The organism is Streptococcus sp. 27098_8_113 (assembly GCF_041432545.1).
In the GTDB taxonomy this organism is placed as follows: Bacteria; Bacillota; Bacilli; order Lactobacillales; family Streptococcaceae; genus Streptococcus.
In genome coordinates this window covers 1-20100 of record NZ_JAPVZU010000006.1, presented here as the reverse complement: position 1 = coordinate 20100, position 20100 = coordinate 1, and the positions used below count along the sequence as shown (strand labels likewise).

18 protein-coding genes and 1 pseudogene are annotated in these 20100 nt (G+C 40.8%); 6 read left to right on the top strand and 13 right to left on the bottom strand.

All coding sequences use genetic code 11. The annotated features are described in order from the left end of the window. Positions 1-109: 109 nt before the first annotated feature. Together glgP and malQ are read right to left on the bottom strand one after the other, a co-directional pair. Complete coding sequence (gene glgP / locus O3644_RS04750) at positions 110-2371, bottom strand: glycogen/starch/alpha-glucan family phosphorylase (RefSeq protein ID WP_371595188.1); 2262 nt, start codon at positions 2369-2371, stop codon at positions 110-112. 39 nt (positions 2372-2410) lie between these two features. After that, complete coding sequence (gene malQ, locus O3644_RS04745) at positions 2411-3928, bottom strand: 4-alpha-glucanotransferase (RefSeq protein ID WP_371595187.1); 1518 nt, start codon at positions 3926-3928, stop codon at positions 2411-2413. A gap of 317 nt (positions 3929-4245) precedes the next feature. On the opposite strand from malQ, the gene O3644_RS04740 reads away from it, so the two are divergent. The 6 genes from O3644_RS04740 (at position 4246) to pulA (ending at position 11785) form a co-directional block, all read left to right on the top strand. Then, the gene (locus O3644_RS04740) at positions 4246-5505 is read left to right on the top strand and encodes an extracellular solute-binding protein (protein ID WP_048765601.1); all 1260 of its coding nucleotides are present in this window, start codon (positions 4246-4248) and stop codon (positions 5503-5505) included. Between the two features lie 145 nt (positions 5506-5650). Next, on the top strand, positions 5651-6940 hold the full coding sequence (locus tag O3644_RS04735) for a carbohydrate ABC transporter permease (RefSeq protein WP_048765602.1): 1290 nt from the start codon (positions 5651-5653) through the stop codon (positions 6938-6940). Between the two features lies 1 nt (position 6941). Then, a complete protein-coding gene (locus tag O3644_RS04730) occupies positions 6942-7784 on the top strand; it encodes a sugar ABC transporter permease (RefSeq protein WP_005592080.1) in 843 nt (280 codons plus the stop codon). Positions 7785-7888: 104 nt separating this feature from the next. Next, complete coding sequence (locus tag O3644_RS04725) at positions 7889-8701, top strand: DUF1189 family protein (protein ID WP_371595186.1); 813 nt, start codon at positions 7889-7891, stop codon at positions 8699-8701. Between the two features lie 9 nt (positions 8702-8710). Then, positions 8711-9694 carry a LacI family DNA-binding transcriptional regulator gene (locus O3644_RS04720; RefSeq protein WP_045500145.1) on the top strand — a complete coding sequence of 328 codons (984 nt, stop codon included), beginning with the start codon at positions 8711-8713 and terminating at the stop codon, positions 9692-9694. Between the two features lie 15 nt (positions 9695-9709). After that, entirely contained in the window at positions 9710-11785 is a 2076-nt protein-coding gene (pulA, locus tag O3644_RS04715; protein WP_371595185.1) for a type I pullulanase, read from the top strand. 128 nt (positions 11786-11913) lie between these two features. On the opposite strand, the gene O3644_RS04710 is transcribed toward pulA, so the two are convergent. The 11 genes and pseudogenes from O3644_RS04710 to O3644_RS04660 all read right to left on the bottom strand — a co-directional run. Further along, positions 11914-12849, bottom strand: a complete 936-nt coding sequence (locus O3644_RS04710) for a YitT family protein (RefSeq protein WP_005591464.1) — start codon at positions 12847-12849, stop codon at positions 11914-11916. Then, positions 12836-14590 (bottom strand): aspartate--tRNA ligase, encoded by a 1755-nt coding sequence (gene aspS / locus O3644_RS04705; protein WP_371595184.1) that lies wholly within the window; start codon positions 14588-14590, stop codon positions 12836-12838. The genes O3644_RS04710 and aspS overlap by 14 nt, the downstream gene beginning before the upstream one ends. A gap of 167 nt (positions 14591-14757) precedes the next feature. After that, positions 14758-14970, bottom strand: coding sequence for a hypothetical protein (locus O3644_RS04700; RefSeq protein WP_371595183.1), 213 nt, complete (start codon positions 14968-14970; stop codon positions 14758-14760). 231 nt (positions 14971-15201) lie between these two features. Continuing rightward, positions 15202-15924: a hypothetical protein gene (locus tag O3644_RS04695; protein ID WP_371595182.1), complete on the bottom strand. Its 723-nt coding sequence runs from the start codon at positions 15922-15924 to the stop codon at positions 15202-15204. 161 nt (positions 15925-16085) lie between these two features. Then, the gene (locus O3644_RS04690; RefSeq protein WP_371595181.1) at positions 16086-16307 is read right to left on the bottom strand and encodes a hypothetical protein; all 222 of its coding nucleotides are present in this window, start codon (positions 16305-16307) and stop codon (positions 16086-16088) included. 105 nt (positions 16308-16412) lie between these two features. After that, positions 16413-17108 (bottom strand): hypothetical protein, encoded by a 696-nt coding sequence (locus O3644_RS04685; protein ID WP_371595180.1) that lies wholly within the window; start codon positions 17106-17108, stop codon positions 16413-16415. Positions 17109-17259: 151 nt separating this feature from the next. Next, positions 17260-17460 (bottom strand): hypothetical protein, encoded by a 201-nt coding sequence (locus tag O3644_RS04680; RefSeq protein WP_371595229.1) that lies wholly within the window; start codon positions 17458-17460, stop codon positions 17260-17262. Continuing rightward, on the bottom strand, positions 17457-17783 hold the full coding sequence (locus O3644_RS04675) for a 50S ribosomal protein L7/L12 (protein ID WP_371595179.1): 327 nt from the start codon (positions 17781-17783) through the stop codon (positions 17457-17459). Before O3644_RS04675 ends, O3644_RS04680 begins: the two co-directional genes overlap by 4 nt. Before the next feature lie 104 nt (positions 17784-17887). After that, complete coding sequence (locus O3644_RS04670; RefSeq protein WP_371595178.1) at positions 17888-18019, bottom strand: hypothetical protein; 132 nt, start codon at positions 18017-18019, stop codon at positions 17888-17890. A gap of 115 nt (positions 18020-18134) precedes the next feature. After that, on the bottom strand, positions 18135-18497 hold the full coding sequence (locus tag O3644_RS04665) for a hypothetical protein (RefSeq protein ID WP_371595177.1): 363 nt from the start codon (positions 18495-18497) through the stop codon (positions 18135-18137). 11 nt (positions 18498-18508) lie between these two features. Next, positions 18509-20100, bottom strand: a pseudogene (locus tag O3644_RS04660) (hypothetical protein); the annotation flags it as partial.

Sequence of the window (20100 nt, the reverse complement as noted above, 5' to 3'; positions counted from 1 at the left end):
AAAGCTCTATCTACCAGAAAAGCTTATCCTCCAAGGCTACTTACTCGAGTCTTCTAACAAGAGAAAAGCCAAGACAGGACTGTCTAGGCTTTTTAAGTTATTCAATTTATTAGTTATCCAAATGCCATACTTCGTCATTGTATTGTTGGATTGTACGATCTGCTGAGAAGAAGCCAGCTTTTGCAATGTTAACGATCACTTTATCCAACCATGCGTCGCGGTCTTCGTAGTCAGCAAGCATTTGCTCTTTGACTTTGATGTAGTCTTCCAAGTCAAGAAGCGTCATGAACCAGTCTTTGTTGATCAATTCATTGTAAAGACGTTCCAAGCGTTCTTTCTTACCTACTGCAAGAACAGCATCGCTGATGATAAAGTCAACCAACGGTTTGATAGCTGGACGAGCGTAAAATTCACTTGATTTGTAGGCTGCTTTTGCGTAAAGGTCGATAACTGTCTCTGAATCTTCACCAAAGATGTAGATATTGTCTTTGCCAACCAACTCAGCGATTTCCACGTTAGCACCGTCCATAGTACCAAGTGTCAAAGCACCGTTGAGCATGAATTTCATGTTACCAGTACCTGAAGCTTCTTTAGAAGCAAGTGAAATTTGCTCAGAAATATCACCAGCTGCAATCAAGAAGCTTGATGCTGTAACGTTATAGTTCTCAATCATAACCACTTGCAAGTGTGGTGCCACTTCTGGGTCATTTGCGATGATTTCTGACAAGCAAAGGATCAAGTGAATGATGTCTTGGGCAATTGTATAAGCAGGAGCTGCCTTACCACCAAAGAAAACAGTGATTGGGCGAGCAGGAATGTTACCAGCCTTGATGTCCAAATATTTGTGGATCACATATAAAGCGTTCATTTGTTGGCGTTTGTACTCGTGTAGACGCTTGATTTGGATATCAAAGATAGAATCTGGATTGATTTCCACACCTTGAGCTTCCTTCAAGTGACGAGCCAATTTACGCTTATTGTGAGACTTAATGCCTTCCAGCTTTTCTTTCACTTCTTGCTTGCCAGCAAAGTCAAGTAGACCTTCCAACTTAGCAGCATCATGGTGCCAATCGCGACCAAGAAGTTCATCTAAGTAGCTAGACAAACGTGGGTTAGCGTGCATGAGCCAACGACGGAATGTGATACCGTTTGTCTTGTTGTTGAATTTCTCTGGATAAATATCGTAGAATGCTTTCAACTCAGAGTTCTTCAAGATTTCAGTGTGGAGTGCTGCAACCCCGTTAACGCTGTATCCATAGTGGATATCCATGTGTGCCATGTGAACACGACCGCTCTCGTCAATGATTTGAACAGCTGGATCTTTGTATTCTGCTTTGACACGACGATCCAATTCTTCGATGATTGGTACCAAGTGAGGAACCACTTCTTGCAAGAATTCAAGAGGCCATTTTTCAAGGGCTTCAGCAAGGATAGTGTGGTTTGTGTAGGCAGTCATGCTACGTACGATTGAGATCGCTTCATCAAGCTCGATACCACGCGCAGTCAAAAGACGGATCAACTCAGGAATAACCAGTGATGGGTGAGTGTCGTTGATTTGTACAACTGCATAGTCTGCAAGGTCATGCAAGTTGCTGCCTTTTTCAATTGCTTCATCAATAATCAATTGCGCACCGTTTGAAACCATGAAGTATTGTTGGAAGATACGGAGCAATTCACCTTGCTTGTCGCTATCATCTGGATAAAGGAAAAGAGTCAAGTTGTGAGCGATATCTGTCTTGTCAAATTCGATTCCCTCTTTGATGATGGAAGAATCAACTGAATCCAAGTCAAACAAACGCAAACGGTTTTTAGTAGCTGTCTTGTAACCAGGAACATCAATATCGTAAAGAGTTGATGTCAAGGTGAAGTGTGCAAATGGCACTTGGTAGCTACGGCTTGAGCGAACCAACCAGTTTTGCTCAGTCAACCAGAAATTTGGAATAGTTGTTTGTTCATTGTTTTTAAGGACTTGTTGGAAAAGACCAAAGTGGTAGTTTAGTCCAACACCGTCACCATTGAGACCCAAGGTTGCGATAGAGTCCAAGAAGCAGGCTGCCAAACGGCCCAAACCACCATTACCAAGAGATGGTTCCAATTCTACTTCTTCAACTTCGATCAAGTCTTTACCAGCAGCGGCAAGTTCTTTTTTCACATCGTCGTAAAGGCCAAGGTTAATCAAGTTGTTTGACAAGAGTTTACCAATCAGAAACTCAGCAGAGATGTAGTAGAGTTTCTTTTTACCAGTATTAACTGGCTTTTGGGCGCTCGCTAATTTTGTGTAGTTCAAGAGAGCCAAATAAAGCTCTTCATTGCTACAATCAGCAATTTGCTTTTGATAAGTTTTTTGGATATATGTTTGTAAGTTTGACATGATTTCTCCTAGTATTAGAAAGTATTGAAATTTATTGTCTTATGAAAGCAAGTCCGTATTCAGACGACGATAGACCTTAGTCAAATGATAAAGCTGACCTTCTACGATAGGGTTTAGCTCTTCAGCTGTCATCCGCCATGCCCAGTTGCCGCCAATTGTAGAAGGCAGGTTCATGCGGGCAGAGCCATCTAGCTCTAGCAAATCTTGCATCGTTGCGATAGCCATGTAGCTAACGGAAGCAAAGATTGTACGAAGCATTGCATGTGGCACCGTTTCGTATTCTTTGCGGTTGGTGTACTGAGCCATGTATCCACGGGTTGGATCATCGATCTCATCCTTATACCAGCCCAACACAGTATTATTGTCGTGAGTACCAGTGTACATCACAGAGTTATGCGGCGCCAAGTGTGGGCTATCAATGCTCTCATCATCTGGATTGAAAGCGAATTGCAGAATCTTCATACCTGGGAAGCCAGTTCGTTCACGCAATTCAATGACTTCATCCGTCATGAATCCAAGGTCTTCTGCAATAATGTTCAAATCACCTAAAGCTTCTTTCACTGCGGCAAATAGCTTATAACCTGGACCTTTGACCCAGTGACCAGTAGCCGCTGTATCAGACTCAGCTGGCACTTCCCAATAAGACTCAAAGCCACGGAAGTGGTCAATCCGAACAATGTCGTAAATCTTGAAGCTTTCGCGCAGGCGCTCAATCCACCAAGCATAGCCATCTTGATCCATGGCATCCCAATTATAAATTGGGTTACCCCACAATTGGCCAGTCTCTGAAAATTCATCTGGTGGGCAGCCAGCAACCTTAACTGGGCGACCTTGCTTATCTGTCTTGAAGAAGTGAGGCTGAGCCCAAACATCTGCGCTGTCAGCAGCTACATAGATTGGCATGTCACCAACGATTTCGATGTGATGGTCATTGGCATATTTCTTGAGTTCCAACCATTGTTTAAAGAAGAGATATTGAGTTACACGGTGGTACTCCAGCTTGTCCGCCAATTTCTCACGATAGCTAGCCAAACTTTCTGGTTCGCGACGACGAATCGCTTCATCTGGCCATTCTGTCCAAGCTTTCAGATCAAAATGCTCTTTAACAGCCATGTATTCCGCAAAAAGCTCCAACCAAGCTGCATTTTCTGCAACAAAGTGACGGAATTTGTCAAGATCGCCAACTTTAAGGAAACGAGCAACCGCTTTTTCCAAAAGAGGACGACGTGCTTCAAATACTTTTGCATAATCTACAGCTTTTGGATCATCACCAAAATCAACGCCTTTTAGATCTTCTTCTGCCAACAGGCCTTCATCAATCAAGAAATCCAAATCAATAAAGTGAGTATTCCCTGCAAAGGCTGAGAAAGACTGGTAAGGAGAGTCCCCATAGCTAGTCGTTCCCAAAGGCAAGATTTGCCAATAACGTTGCTTCGTTCTAACTAAAAAATCCACAAAATCATAAGCAGACTGACCAAAAGAACCAATCCCGTACTTGCCTGGCAAAGAGGAAATGTGCATCAATACACCACTTTGTCTCGCTTTCATATGTAACACCTCAAAAATTTTTTCATGCTTGTTTCCTACTTTATTTAGCGAAAACGTTTGCGCTGCTTGAATTATAACCTATTTTTTTTTCAAGTGCAAGCTTTTTAAAAAACTTTTTTATTTATTATACCATAGATTTCAAATTTCTTTCCTTTTATATCGTCTAAATTAACACTCTTTCCTTAAAAAATTTTTAAAATTTTCTTAAAAACACTTGCAAGCGTTTACCTTTTGTGCTAAAATTATTTTAAGTTCAAGAAAACGTTTGCGCTATGCAAGCGTGTTCTTAGATGGTATTATACTTTTATTCTTTAGGAGGAATAATCATGAAAAACAAAATGTTGAAGAGCGTTGCTGTTCTCGGTACTGTTGCTTTAGCAGGTTTTATTTTGACAGCCTGCGGTAGCAAATCTTCTAAAAAAGAAGCTGCTGCAAGCAATGAGCTCACTGCATATGTAGACGAAGGCTACAAGAGCTACATGGAAGAAGCTGCGAAGGCTTATGAAAAAGAAACCGGAACAAAGGTCACTATCAAAACTGGTGATGCTCTTACAGGTCTTGATAACCTTTCGCTTGACAACCAATCTGGTAAATCTCCAGATGTCATGATGGCACCATACGACCGCGTGGGAAGCCTAGGTGCTGACGGACAACTTTCAGAAGTTGAGTTGGGCAAAGATGCAAAAGCTGACGATACTACTAAATCTTTGGTAACAATCGACGGAACTACTTACGGTGCTCCTGCTGTTATCGAGACTTTGGTAATGTACTATAACAAAGACCTGATCCAAAAAGCTCCTACAACATTTGCTGAACTTGAAGAATTGGCTAAAGACAGCAAGTACGCTTTCGAAGGTGAAGATGGCAAAACTTCTGCTTTCCTTGCTGACTGGACAAACTTCTACTATGCTTACGGTCTCCTTGCTGGAAATGGTGCTTATGTCTTCGGTAAAGACGGTACAGATCCTAAAGATATCGGTTTGGCTAACGAAGGTTCTATCAAGGGAATTGAATACGCTAAGACTTGGTATGAAAAATGGCCTAAAGGTATGCAAGATACAGAAGGCGCTTCTAACTTGATCCAAACTCAATTCCAAAGCGGAAAAACTGCTGCAATCATCGACGGCCCTTGGAAAGCTGCATCTCTTAAAGAAGCTAAAGTAAACTACGGCGTAGCAACTATCCCAACACTTCCAAACGGCAAAGAATACAAAGCCTTTGGTGGTGGTAAAGCTTGGGTCATCCCTGCTGGTTCTAAGAACGTTGACGGCGCACAAAAATTCGTTAACTTCCTTGCATCAACTGCACAACAAAAAGCTCTTTACGATGCAACAAACGAAGTTCCTGCTAATACAGAAGCACGTGAATACGCTGTAAGCAAGAAAGATGAATTGACAGATGCGGTTGTTAAACAGTTCAAATCTGCAGAACCAATGCCAAACATCTCTGAAATGAGTACTGTTTGGGATCCAGCTAAGAACATGCTCTTCGATGCTGTAAGCGGCAAGAAAGATGCTAAAACTTCAGCTGAAGATGCTGTTAAATTGATCAAAGAAACTATCGATCAAAAATTCGGCAACAAATAAGCAAGTTTAAATAAAGGGGTGGGAATTTTCCCTACCCCTTGTTTGATAGAATGAGGCTTTATTCTATCTTCTAATAAGAAAAACTCGGATTAGGACTTGTACTTACTGCAATTCCTCAATCTTTCTCGTATCTAAGGAGACTACAATGACAAAAAAAGATCCCAAACAAGCCATGTTGCGCTCCCTCATTCCAGGGTTGGGGCAAATCTATAATGATCAAAAAGCCAAAGGATACATCTTTCTTGGGGTTACGGTTGCATTTTTAGCTTATTTCGTAGCTATTGCCCTACCAGAAATTGAAAATCTCATCACCCTTGGTGAAGTCCGTGGTGACAACTCACTCTTCATGCTGATCCGCGGTGCCTTCCACCTCATCCTCGTGGTATTTTTCCTGATTTTCTATGGATTTAACTTGAAGGATGCTCAGACGGTTGCTAAACAGTGGAACAATGATTATCCTGTTCATACTACCTTGAAGGAAATGTTTGATGGAATCTATGAAAATGGCTTCCCTTACTTACTCATCATCCCTTCTTATCTGGCAATGACCTTTGCTATCATTTTCCCCGTATTGGTAACGCTCTTGATCGCCTTTACCAACTATGATTTCAAACACTTGCCACCAAATAAACTCTTGGATTGGGTTGGTTTTACCAACTTTGCTAACATTTGGCAATTGAGTACCTTCCGTGCGGCCTTTGGTTCTGTCTTGACTTGGACTATCATCTGGGCGCTGGCAGCCTCTACTTTGCAAATCGTAATCGGTATTTTCACTGCTATTATTGCCAACCAACCATTCATCAAAGGAAAACGCATCTTCGGTGTTATCTTCCTGCTTCCTTGGGCAGTTCCAGCCTTTATCACTATCCTGACTTTCTCAAATATGTTCAACGATAGTATCGGTGCCATCAACACTCAAGTCATCCCGCTTCTCAGCAAGGTTCTTCCTTTCTTGGATGGACACCTGATTCCGTGGAAGACTGATCCGACTTGGACTAAGATTGCCCTTATCATGATGCAAGGTTGGCTTGGATTTCCTTATATCTACGTCCTGACCTTAGGTATCTTGCAGTCTATTCCAAATGACCTTTACGAAGCAGCCTACATCGACGGAGCCAATGCTTGGCAGAAATTCCGCAACATCACTTTCCCAATGATCTTGGCAGTTGCGGCACCAACTTTGATCAGTCAATACACCTTTAACTTTAATAACTTCTCAATCATCTACCTCTTCAATGCAGGTGGTCCTGGTAGTGTCGGTGGAGGAGCCGGCTCAACTGATATCTTGATTTCTTGGATTTATCGTTTGACCACAGGTACAGCACCGCAATATTCAATGGCGGCGGCCGTTACCCTCATCATCTCCATCATCGTCATCTCTATCTCTATGATTGCCTTCAAGAAACTACACGCATTTGATATGGAGGATGTATAAGATGAATAGTTCTGTTAAATTTAAACGTTTTATCAACCACAGTTTGACCTATCTCTACCTTGTAGTGCTTTCTATTATCATTCTCTACCCGCTCTTGATCACGATCATGTCTGCTTTCAAGACGGGGAATGTCGTGGCCTTCAAGTTAGACACAGACATCAACTTCAGTCTGGAAAACTTCTCTCGTCTCTTTTCAGAGACTCTATATGGTACTTGGTACTTTAACACCATTATCATTGCCGTCTTGACAATGATTGTCCAAACCAGTATAGTGGTACTTGCAGGTTATGCATACAGCCGTTACAATTTCATCGCAAGAAAGCAAAGTTTGGTTTTCTTCTTGATTATCCAAATGGTGCCAACTATTGCAGCTCTGACTGCCTTCTTCGTTATGGCGCTGATGCTCAATGCCCTTAACCAAAGCTGGTTCCTCATCTTCCTTTATGTGGGTGGTGGTATTCCAATGAATGCTTGGTTGATGAAAGGATACTTCGATACCGTTCCTATGTCTCTGGATGAGTCGGCTAAATTAGACGGTGCTGGTCATTTCAGACGTTTCTGGCAGATTGTCCTGCCTCTCGTTCGTCCAATGATTGCTGTGCAAGCTCTCTGGGCCTTCATGGGACCTTTCGGAGACTATATCCTCTCTAGCTTCCTTCTTCGTGAAAAAGAATTTTATACGGTTGCAGTTGGTCTTCGTACCTTCGTCAGCGATGTCAAGAATCAAAAAATTGCCTTCTTTGCTGCCGGTGCGATTCTCACTGCCCTTCCAATCTGTATTCTCTTCTTCTTCCTGCAAAAGAATTTTGTATCTGGTTTAACAAGTGGTGGAGACAAGGGATAATCTTGTCCCACCCTGTTTTTGATTTAAAGACAATTATAGTTATATGGCAGCCAATAAGTTCTTTATTGGCCACCACCTGATTATAATTTTAGAAAGAGGCAGCTATGTTACCTTATCCTTTTAATTATTTTTCGAGCTTGATTGGTTTTAGAAAAACTTTCGCCAATCGTCGGATGCTTAGCTGGTTCCAGCTCATCTTTACCAGCGTCTTTTTGATTTCTCTGTCTTTGATCCCCGTGGCCATTCAGACAGCGTCTTTGACGAGCTATGCTCTGGATACTTTTGTCGACAAAGCTTTTGATACTTTGGATGAAGACGTGATGATTGACTTTGACCATCATGCCCAGATGAAAGACCATGTGCTGACCACTGAAAATCCTGAAGGCATTCATCGCAATGCTGCTGGGACTGTCATTATTGGCCATCATGATGAGCTCAAATTAGGCAAGGAGCTGACGCTTTACTTCGACAAAGAAAATCTCAAAATCACTAAAGAAGGAAAAGAACTGGCCAATATCCACTACCAAGCCATTGACCAGAAGGCTCTAAAAAGTAAAGAAGCCCTGACCAAAGCCATTTCTAAAGACTGGTTCCAGCAAAACCGCCTGGTGATCAGCCTCTTTCTAGTCCTCTCCGCAGGTTTCCTCTTTAGCATCAACTTTGCCTTTCTAGCACTCGGTGCTTCCTTCTTGCTCTATCTGACCAAGAAGTCACGGCTATTTTCTTTTAAAACCTTTAAAGAATGCTATCACTTTATCCTCAACTGCCTAGGATTACCAACGATTATCGGCCTTATCTGCGGCTTATTTGGGCAAAGCCTGCCTACGATTATCACCGTTCAAAATATCTTGTTTGTTCTTTATTTGGTGATTATTTTCTACAAAACACATTTTCGTGATGAGGATTTCAGAAATTAGGAGGTTATTATGCGCGTTACGATTAAAGAAGTAGCGAAACTAGCGGGTGTGTCTCCCTCAACGGTGACACGCGTCGTACAAAACAAGTCAACCATCAGCGATGAAACTAAAAAACGGGTTCGTGCTGCCATGAAAGAGCTGGACTATCATCCAAATCTCAATGCTAGAAGTCTGGTCAGTCAATCAACCCAAGTCATCGGCCTAGTGCTGCCCGATGATTCGGATCTTTTTTACCAAAACCCATTCTTCCCAACTGTCTTGCGGGGGATTTCGCGCATCGCATCTGAACATGACTATGCCATTCAGATTAGCACTGGACAGGACGAAGAGCGTCGTTTAGAAAATATTAAACAAATGATTTTCGGAAAACGCGTCGATGGTTTGATTTTTCTCTATTCTAAGCCAAACGATCCGCTGGTTGACTTTGCGATTAAAAACCAATTTCCTTTCTTGATTTTAGGGAAAGCAGTGTCACCATTTGTTTCTTTGGTCGATAATGATAATATCAAGGCTGGCTACGATGCAACCAAATATTTCCTAGATCAAGGTTATAAAAAAATTGCCTTTCTAGCTGGGAATAAAGAGCTTGTCGTATCCCAAGACCGCTTTGCCGGCTACAAACAAGCCCTAGAAGAAGCAGGCATCCCTCTCGATGAAAACATCGTCAAGTTTTCTTTCGGTTTCCTCTTGGAAGATAGCAGTTATAAGATTATGGAAAAGATGCCTATTCAGGAAATTGAAGCCTTTGTGACATCGGATAGTATGGTTGCCGAAGGGGCTCTCCACTATCTCAAAGACATTGACTACCGCTTCCCGATTATCACTTTTGACTCTATCAAGCCACGCATTGATGTGGATGCCTATATTAATATCAACACCCTCGAGTTGGGGAGGGAATCTTTCCGTACCTTGCTCCAAATCATTAAAGATAATAAGGATGACAAGCATACTTGCTATCGTCAGGTTATCCCCCACAGCATTCTTACTCGTTAGTTAAGGAGAAATTTCATGGTTTATCGTATTTTCCAAGCCTACTTAGATGATGAAAATAGCATCACTATCGAATTGGAAAAATCCTTTGACGCTTATTCTATCCACTTCACTCTAGAGGACAAGCACAGTTCTAGTCCTTTGACTATCAAAAAAATTGAGAATCAAGAACATCAGATTGTCTACACCCTTTCAGTCAATGACCCGATTGATTTGACTGAATCCTACACAGTCTATGATCAGGATCGCAATCACACCATTCTCCAGTATCGTCACATTGTCCAAAAGCCAATTTTTGATGAATTATTTAGCTACCGAGAAAGAGATTTGGGAGCCAGCTATAGCCCTCAGGCAACAGATTTCAAACTGTGGGCCCCTATTTCAGAAAAAGTCTTGCTGCATCTGGAAGAGCAGGCCATTCCCCTCCAAAGGCAAGATAGGGGTGTCTGGCATACGCAGGTCCTTGGAGACTTAGAAGGCAAGGCCTACTACTATATCCATAAGGTAAACGGAAAATGGGTAGAAGTACATGACCCCTACGCCCTCTCTTCAGATGCCAACTCTGGTAATAGTTATGTCATTGACCGCAAAAAGATTAGCAGACCTATTCGTCGGGCTGCCAGCCAAGTAAAACCAACAGAAGCCGTTATCTATGAAATGAGCGTGCGTGATTTCTCCATGCAAAAGGAAGCTGGTTTCTCACAACCTGGTAAATTCGCTTCTCTATCCGAATCTCCAAGCGTACACGGTCATACTTTTGGTCTAAAATACTTGCAGAATTTAGGCATTACACACGTTCAACTTATGCCAGTCTATGACTTTGGTAGTGTTGACGAAAAACATCCTGAACTCGTTTATAATTGGGGCTATGATCCCGTTCAGTATAATGTTCCTGAAGGTAGCTTCTCAAGCGACCCACACGATCCCTATAGCCGTATCTTTGAACTACAAGATGCGATTGCAGCTTATCACCAGGCTGATATGAGCGTTATCATGGATGTCGTCTACAATCACGTCTATGAGGCAGATGCCTATGCTTTTGAAAAGATTGTGCCAGGCTACTTCTATCGTCTAGATGAGCGAGGCCTACGGACAAACGGTACCTTCTGCGGAAATGACGTGGCCAGTGAAAAAGCTATGGTGCGGCATTATATCCAACAATCCGTCCAGCAATGGGTTAGCCTCTACGGCTTTGACGGTTTCCGCTTTGACCTGATGGGCATTCTCGACATAACCACCATGAAGCAAATCGCTCAGGAACTAAAAGCCATCCATCCCAACATCTACCTTTACGGAGAAGGTTGGCAGATGCCGACTGGTCTTGATAGCGACCTTCTAGCTCATCAGTTCAACGCTGAACAACTACCTGAGTATGGATTCTTCAGCGATCATTTCCGTGATACGATCAAACAAACCATCGTCCAAGGTAGCCGACTGGACAAAGAGCATGCGACCAGCTGGCTAGAAAATGTCCTGACAGCCAATGTCGGCTTGACAGGAGAGCAACATTTCCTAGCGCCTCATCAGGCGATCAACTATGTAGAATGCCATGACAACGCAACGGTATTTGATTATTTTGATATTCAAAATCCAAATATCAACCTCCGTCAGCGCCTAGCTAACTCTCGCCTAGCACTGCACATTGTTCTCTTAGCGCAAGGAGTTCCTTTCCTCCACAGCGGGCAGGAATTTTATCGGACCAAGAATCTGATTGACAACACCTACAACCTGCCTGATGATGTCAACAAGCTAGACTGGCTGCGCTCACTTCACTATACCGAAGACATTGAATTTTTGAAGCAACTCATTGCCTTTAGAAAGGTTCATCCGCTTTTGACTCTGACAACTAGCTCTGCTATTCAAAAGGCTTGTCAGGTCAAATGGCTCAGCCCTAGCCTCCTTGAATATAAGATTCAAAAAGATAAACAAGCGCTGACCATTTTGATTAACTTTGGTACTGAAGCAGCGACTTATGAAAATAAAATGAAGCAAAGCATCCACCTTCAGTATCCGCACATTAACGCTAAAAAACCAATCGCCCCGCTAGCAGACTCTTATACCGTTCCTGCTAAGCAAGTCTTGGTTTTGAAATAAAGTAAAAATATAAAAAGGAACAGGTTCATTTTGGATGGGAAAACATCCAGCTGAACCTGTTCCTTTTTTATGTATAAATGTATGCACTGAGTTTGAGTAAGATTCGACAGTGATGCCGATAATCGAGACTACTCTTCTACAAATCTTCCTAAAATATGTACATTGTCAGATACGGAGACAAAGGCGGTCGGATCCGTCTGCTTCATGATGTACTTAAATTCGCTAAACTCAGCACGCGTAATGACTGTAATCAGCACCGCCTTTTGCTCGTGATTGTAAGTTCCCTCCGCCCCATTGATAATGGTCGCACCGCGGTGGAGCTTGTGGTGAATCTTGTTAATCACTTCTTCAGGATGACTGGTGATAATCATGGCCTGCATCCGCTTTTGCTTGGTAAAGACAGCGTCCGTTACACGGCTGGATACAAAGATGGTAATCATTGAGTAGAGAGCGTATTCCCAACCGAAGGTCAGACCAGCAATTAGCATAATAATCCCATTGACAATCAGGGAGATACTGCCTACATTACGACCTGTTTTCTTGCGAATGGTCAGACTAACAATATCCGTCCCTCCACTCGAGATGCTTGACTTGAGGGCAAAACCGATCCCTGTCCCCATGACAACTCCCCCGAACAAGGCATTGATAATGGGATTGGTCGTCAATGTCACTTCTGGCACAAAATGGATAAAAAGCGAGCTCATCGAAACAGTGATAAAAGTAAAAACAGTAAACTTATGCCCAATTTGATACCAAGCCAAAATCATCAGTGGAATATTGATCGCATAAAAAGTAATGGAAACTGGAATGGTAAAGCCGATAAAGCGACCACTCAAAGCCGAGACAATCTGCGCCAGGCCCGTTGCACCACTTGAGTAGACATGGCCTGGCTGAAAGAAGAAATTGACCGCTACTGCTGAGAGAAAGCCATATACCAGAGAGGCTGAAAATTTCTCATCATATTTTTCACGCGAAATACTTTTCAGAACTTCTAGCAACTTGACATGATAGGCAAAGCGATGAAGATAATAGCGAAAAAGTTTCCGCAAACTAGTCTTTTTCATGTGATTCTACTTGTAAACTTAATTCCTCTAATTGTGCTGGAGCAACCAAGCTTGGTGCTTGCGTCATTGGGTCAGAAGCCTTATTATTCTTAGGAAAAGCAATGACTTCACGGATATTTTCTTCACCGGCCAAGAGCATGACGAAGCGATCCAGACCCAAAGCCAGACCTCCATGTGGTGGGAAACCATAATCCATAGCTTCTAGAAGGAAACCGAACTGGTCTTGCGCTTCTTCAGCTGAAAAGCCTAAAGCCTTAAACATCCGTTCCTGCAGATCTTTTTGGTTGATCCGTAGGCTACCACCACCTAGTTCATAGCCATTTAGTACGATATCATAGGCAACCGCACGAACCTTGCTTAGATCTCCTTCCAGCTCCTGCTCAGAATCTTTTTGAGGCAGGGTGAACGGATGGTGAGCACTCATATAGCGGCCTTCTTCTTCAGACCACTCAAACATTGGCCAATCTACCACCCACAAGTAGTTAAACTTAGCAGGGTCAATCAAACCTAATTCCTTGCCTAAACGGACACGAAGAGCCCCCAGAGCTGCGTTGGCAACATCCAAGGTATCTGCCACAAAGAGCACCAAGTCGTTTTCTTCTAATTGTAAAGCAGTTGTCAACTCACTTGACAGGTCTGTCAAGAACTTAGCAATAGGACCAGCTAGTTCTCCACCAGTAAATTTAACCCACGCAAGTCCCTTGGCTCCATGCTGCTTAGCTTGCTCTGTCAGCTTATCAATATCTTTACGCGAGTATTTGTCAGCCGCATTCTTAACGACAATTGCCTTGACAGCTGGTGCCTCAGAAAAGACTTTGAAGTCAACACCCTTGACAAGCTCTGTCAAGTCCTGCAATAACATGTCAAAGCGAGTATCTGGCTTGTCGCTACCATAAAGAGCCATGGCATCGTCATATTTCATCCGTGGGAAAGGCAAGGTTACTTCAATTCCCTTGGTTTCCTTCATGACACGGGCAATCAAACCTTCAGTAATGCCTTGGATTTCTTGCTCAGATAGGAAAGAAGTTTCCAAGTCTACCTGTGTAAACTCTGGTTGACGGTCTCCACGTAAGTCCTCGTCTCGGAAACACTTGACAATCTGGTAATAACGGTCAAAACCAGCATTCATCAACAGCTGCTTGGTGATCTGTGGGCTTTGAGGCAAGGCATAGAAATGACCTTGGTTGACACGGCTCGGTACCAAATAGTCACGCGCTCCTTCAGGCGTTGACTTGGTCAAAAATGGTGTCTCTACATCGATAAACTCCAGCTCATCCAAATAATTGCGGATGGAATGAGTCACTTTGGCACGTAACTTGAAATTTTCCAGCATTTCTGGGCGACGCAAATCCAAATAACGGTAGCGCAAGCGCGTATCGTCATTGGCTTCAATCCCGTCCTTAATCTCAAAAGGAGTGGTTTTAGCAGTATTCAATATCGTCAGACTGTCTACGTGAAGCTCTACACTTCCTGTAGCCAGCTTGTCATTGGCCTGCTCACGCGCGGCTACCTTACCAGTCACTTCGATGACAAACTCGCTGCGCAGGCTCTCAGCTGTCTTCATGACCTCATCTGAAACACTCTCAGGATTAATAACTAGCTGCATAATGCCTTCGCGGTCACGCAGATCAATAAAAATCAAGCCTCCCAAATCGCGACGGCGGGCAACCCAACCTTTCAAAGTAATTTCCTGACCGACATGCTCACTCCGAACACGTCCCGCATACATTGAACGTTTCATCTTTACTCTCCAAAATTTTAATTCTGTTACTATTTTACCACAAAGAGCCTAGGAAAGCCCCCCTACCTGTCCTTTTTCTGAAAAAAATTAAAAGTCTTTATTTAAAGTACCCACTTTTATAAAAAGGTCTGGAATCAATATTCCCAGACCTCCTAATTTTATATAGACTATTCCTTTTTCTCCCCATCCTCATAAAGACTGGGAGCCAGCGTTTTTGTCACCATGGCTGTCAAGAAGCGAAAGGCCCCAGCTGCCAGACCAAAAATCGGCGCCAAAGCACGGAAGAAAAAATCCCCTCGCATAAAATAACAGAGCAGACCCGTTATCACAAATAGGGCCACTCCCTGCACCACAACCACTAATAATATTTTCTTCATCATTCCCTCGACTTTCTATAGACTATTATAGCATATTATACAGTACAACAACTTTTAATGTCTCATTAGATAAAAAGCAGTAATATAGTCAAACAAAACACTTGCGACATCTTGTTCTAAGGTGGTTCTTTCTCATGTTCCAAGGAGAGTACATTTTTAAAATATGATTCTCCATGCGTAGGTCGGATAGTGTATTCCAAGACTCACAAATCTGTTGTCAATAAATTTGTATTTTTAATCTAATTCATCACTATCAGGGTGCTCTTTCACATAAAGAGCTGCATAAACCGCATCTACCATGACAGCTGGCAGGCTCAAAGTCAACAAAATTCCCAATAAAATACCAAAAGCAATCTGAATATAGCCTGTTAGGAGGGAGGGAATGATTGTTGCCCCAGCAAAAGCTATAGCAAAATTATTCCACCATGTTTTCTTTCTATCTCCCTCTTTAACTTGATTAAAAGCCCAGACTTTCCCCTGATTCTTTGGGAGATAATACCAAGCATAGAGGCCACAGGCAAAGATAAAAAGGAACATCATCAATATTACATAAAATGGAGTGAGAGGGGATTGATATATCTCCTTGGCTCCTATAGGACTACCGTCTGAAATAACCATTAGTAAACAAATAAAATTTAGACTTATCACTAAGCTTAACACTGTAAGGGCTATCAAATAATATGTTAAAGCCTTCCATGCGTTTACCAAATAGGGAATAAAAGAAATGATAATACCTAATATATTCACAACACCGCAAAACAAAGAAAGTCCTTTAAAGATGCCTAGATTGTCTTCATAAGTTCCACCCACATACAGAAAACCTGTTAATGCCAAAGCAATCCATGGATAAATCTTAATGTATCCTAAACTGACACCATTTGTAATCAAAGGGCCGTGGTATCTTTCTTTTTCTATATCAGTAATCTTCGCTTTATTTTTTCTATTTTTCTTTGCCACTAACTAAACCACCTTCCTATTGTTTTTATTAAGGCATCCTTAGCTGTATCTGTTTCAGAGTACCCTATCAGACTAGAGCTCTTCTATTCTGCCACCCATATCCCCAAAACTATGCTTCACATTTTTTACATGTTCTGCTAATATTCGTTTTTGTCCCATTGTTATTCCGCACTGGATTTATAATATTGTAAAAACTCTTCTTCGCTTTGAACCAGATGCGCCTGTCCATCTTTTGAACTAGCCGCTGGAATGGTGATATCCTTAAAGATATTCGTACCCTCTGGGAAAACGAGTTTTATCATATCTATGGACGTTTGCAAATCATCATCAGATGCAAGTTTATATATATAGCTTGTTTCAGGATTTTTAGAAATTATTTCCATAGATTTCGGGTATTTTCTATTTAAGAGCCAGTGTTTTGTATTATCTCCAAGCTTCCAAAAATGAATATCATTATCGCTAACATAAAAATCATGATCTTCAAATAGCTATGAAAAGGAATCTATCGAACCAAGTCCAATTTTAGGCGAACTCTTTTTTTGATTGTTTGGGTCAATATCTACAATCTTTCCTGTCTCTAAGTCTATCAATCTCTTAAGTAATTTGGATTCGTCTCTGACATCAGTGATGGTATCTTCTTTTTTCCGTAAAGAAATCGTTAGATATTCCTTACCATCTATACTGTCTATCGAATACTTATTTAATATAAAAGCAGGATAATAGTTCTCATTATAATTTCTAGTGATCTCAAATACATCCAACACTTTCTTGTCTAACTTTTCACCCTTAGTGTCGTAGACATTTATTTTCCAATATTCCCCCTTATCTGGATAATTTTGTTCCAGAATAGGAAAATCATCTCGCACTTCATTCCAAGCGGATTTTGCTTTGAATCGCGCCGCATAGGAAACAAGGAAACGACTACCAGCTATTCGCCCGGGAGAGCCAAACTTAGGCTTTTTATCAAGAACACTTACTTGTTGATTGACTTCCTTTTTACTGTGCCAATCAACTGTGATCATTTTCCCATTTTCAATAAATTCATAATCCGTAATTTCTGTATCTACAATCCAATATTCATATTTAGATAAGTCTTGTTTTTCAAACTCTCGAATACCAAATACAACAAGGCTACATACACCAATTAAAATTAGAAAGATAACACCAATTTTTTTAGCTTTCAATTACCCATTCTCCTATCATCAGACTAGTCGTCTATCTACCTTGTCCCATTATACCATATTGAATATTGATCATTGACCGCCGATGGGAGGATAAGGTCTGTCGCAAACAAAAAAGAGAAGATGCTCGTCTCCTCTAAATTCACTTTCTTTATCACTCTGGTAATTCGATCTTCAAGCTCATATTTGTAGGTTGCAAGACTTTCTGAACAGCTGCTCGGAAGGCTAGGCCATTGTCAGGAGGAATCTTAAATCCCTTATCAGCTAACATGCTAAAAGAATTGACCTTGCCAGCTTCGGAAGCACTGATTTTCCAAGTTATAAATTCGTTAAAATATAGAAATTTAGCAATCAATCCTCTTCATCAAACATAAGGGTATCTAGCTCTTCTATATCAGCCGTAATCCCTTCATAACTAGAGATAATATTATCTAATACTTCCAAGGTGATGATGCCTGTTGAGTCCTTTATCGTGACCTCCGTACCTATGTCGCTTAAATCATAAATTAACTTCCTAGCCTTTCGAAGTTCGTCCAGCTTTAAATCATCGACTTCCATCACTGGATCATGATTTTCTATTCTTGACTTTAGTTGAGAAAAAGGCAAAGTCGAATATTTTCTTAATAGCTGGTAGGTCAAAGACTTGTTAGTAATGGCATCAATACGAATATCTAACATAAGCTCTATCCCTTTCTTTGATAATAACAGTCCAAGTGTTGTCCAATTCAATTATACCATACTGTAAGAGACCAAAAAGAGAGCGAAAATTCGCTCTCTTCATATCATTCTGGCAATTCGATCTTCAAACTCATATCCGTATTCTGCAATACCTTTGTATAATATTTATTTTCATAAGCAAAACCTTGCGATTTCAAAATTTCGCCAACAATCTTTTTAAATTGTGTGTTATTCATTAATAACTATACCCTCAGATACCCTAAATTTTTATAGTTTACTGCGTTTCTCGCTAGTCTTCAGAAATCTTTTCCAATAGAGTTAATCAATTTTTCGTATGACTTTCACTGAGCATTAATAAATATCAATCCTTCTAACATGAAATTCAACAAATTCACCATTCTCAAGATCATTTGGAATTCCTCCACCTATATTAATCAAAAATTCTCCTACCTGAGCGATATTTCTTGTTTTATCAAATATTTTAGCAATTATAAAATATTCAAAATTATTCAGATGCTTTACTAGAAATAGATTATCTTCGCTTTTATATATGTCTCCATCAACAATAGCATATAGCATGTCATCAAACTTTCCGCCAACCTTTCCAAAAAATTCATCTGAAAAGCAAACCAATTCATATTGATTATCCGATAAAGTGACATCCGCTTCTTTGGTATCAATATCTATCCATTCTATTTTTTTTACAAAAATCATTAAATTTCTCCTTAACGTTCAAATCCTAGACTAGGTGCCTTTTTGATAAGATAATCAACAGTTTTTACATGATATGTCGTTATATTTCCAGTATTTCGATCTAATCCGACAAAGGCGTACAAAGTATTTTTGCCTTCGTATCCTATAAATTTTACATATGCATTTAATTCTGGTACATAAGTACCCGTTTCAACTACAAAATTTGCGTCTTTTAAATATTGTTCTATTGAGTAATCCGTTCTTTTCAATGCGTGAGCAACCTCTGCACTGTGTTTATCAAAATGATTCACTAATTTTTGCTCACTATTAAACTGTAAATTTACATTCTGTGCTTTTCCTACAGATGGTACTGAATTGTTCTCGAATTCTACCCTTGACACCACTGAAGAATTTCCAGAACTTGGAATTTTAGCTCTGCCTAATAAATCTGTATCCAATCCATAAATCGGCTTCCCATTGTAGACTTGATGCCCCACATAAGATCCAACCATCATATCTGTCCAAGCAACCGTATCTGGAATAGCTTTGACCCATCCGTAGTTTTTTGCTGTGATGATTTCAGCTTCTGTAGCTGGTTCATTAGTACTTGGATTTTTTCCTGTTTCAAGAATATATGCATTGCGCTTTGTTATATAATTTGGATCACGCCAATCAATAGGCTGTTCTTTCATCAACTGGTTAAAGCGATAGTAACTATAATCTTTCTTAGCCTTATCTGCATCAGACATCATTAGATAATCCAATTCTAACCCTATCCTGCTATTCATAAATTCTATATGTCTAGAACTCAACTCTCCAGCCGATAACTCATCTATCTCTTTCTTATCTGAGTCCCTCAAGTTCTCAAACATCTTATTGTTTCGCTGTTTTTCATCAAGAGGAGTATCCCCCAAGCTAGTCAAAAATTGATGGCGAAAATAAATATATTCAATTTGAATAGGGGTTAAACCTTCCCTTTGAGGATAAAAGTAACCAGTTTGCCTATAACTTGAATATTCATTTATCAAACCTTTATACTTTTCTTCAAGTTCAGCTAAATTATACCTATCAATTTGATCATAGAACTTCTTGTCCTTTAATTTTTTGGAGATTGACTTTGGAATAGACAAGGAAGGATAGTTTTTATAAAAAACTTCTAAAAAATTTAATTCTTCTTTGTTTAGTTCCTCTCCTTTTTTATCCTTAACTATGAGTTTATCATATAGATTTTCTTCCTGAATTGCTTTCTCTAAACTTATATGTAACTGAACATCTGGATGCTTCTTTTTAAAATCCTCAATGAAATTTTTATCTTCATTATTTAACAAAGTTCCATTATCCACCTTGTCAATCAAGCTACGGATTTTCATTTCCTCTGCCTTGACCTGACGTGCTTGCTGTACATACTGTATAACGGAATCACCCACACGATCCGGATAGGCTGCCGCATATCGCTCTATCGCTGTCAGCTCCGCTTCAGTCAGAGATTCCCCATTATTCACCTTCTCCAGCGCTGACAGGTAGTTATTCTCCATTGCTATCTCTCGGTCAGCCCAGCCTTGTTCAATATCACCTACCCACGATAAGTCCTGTGGCAAAGCAAAGCTACCTCCTCCAAAGGAGG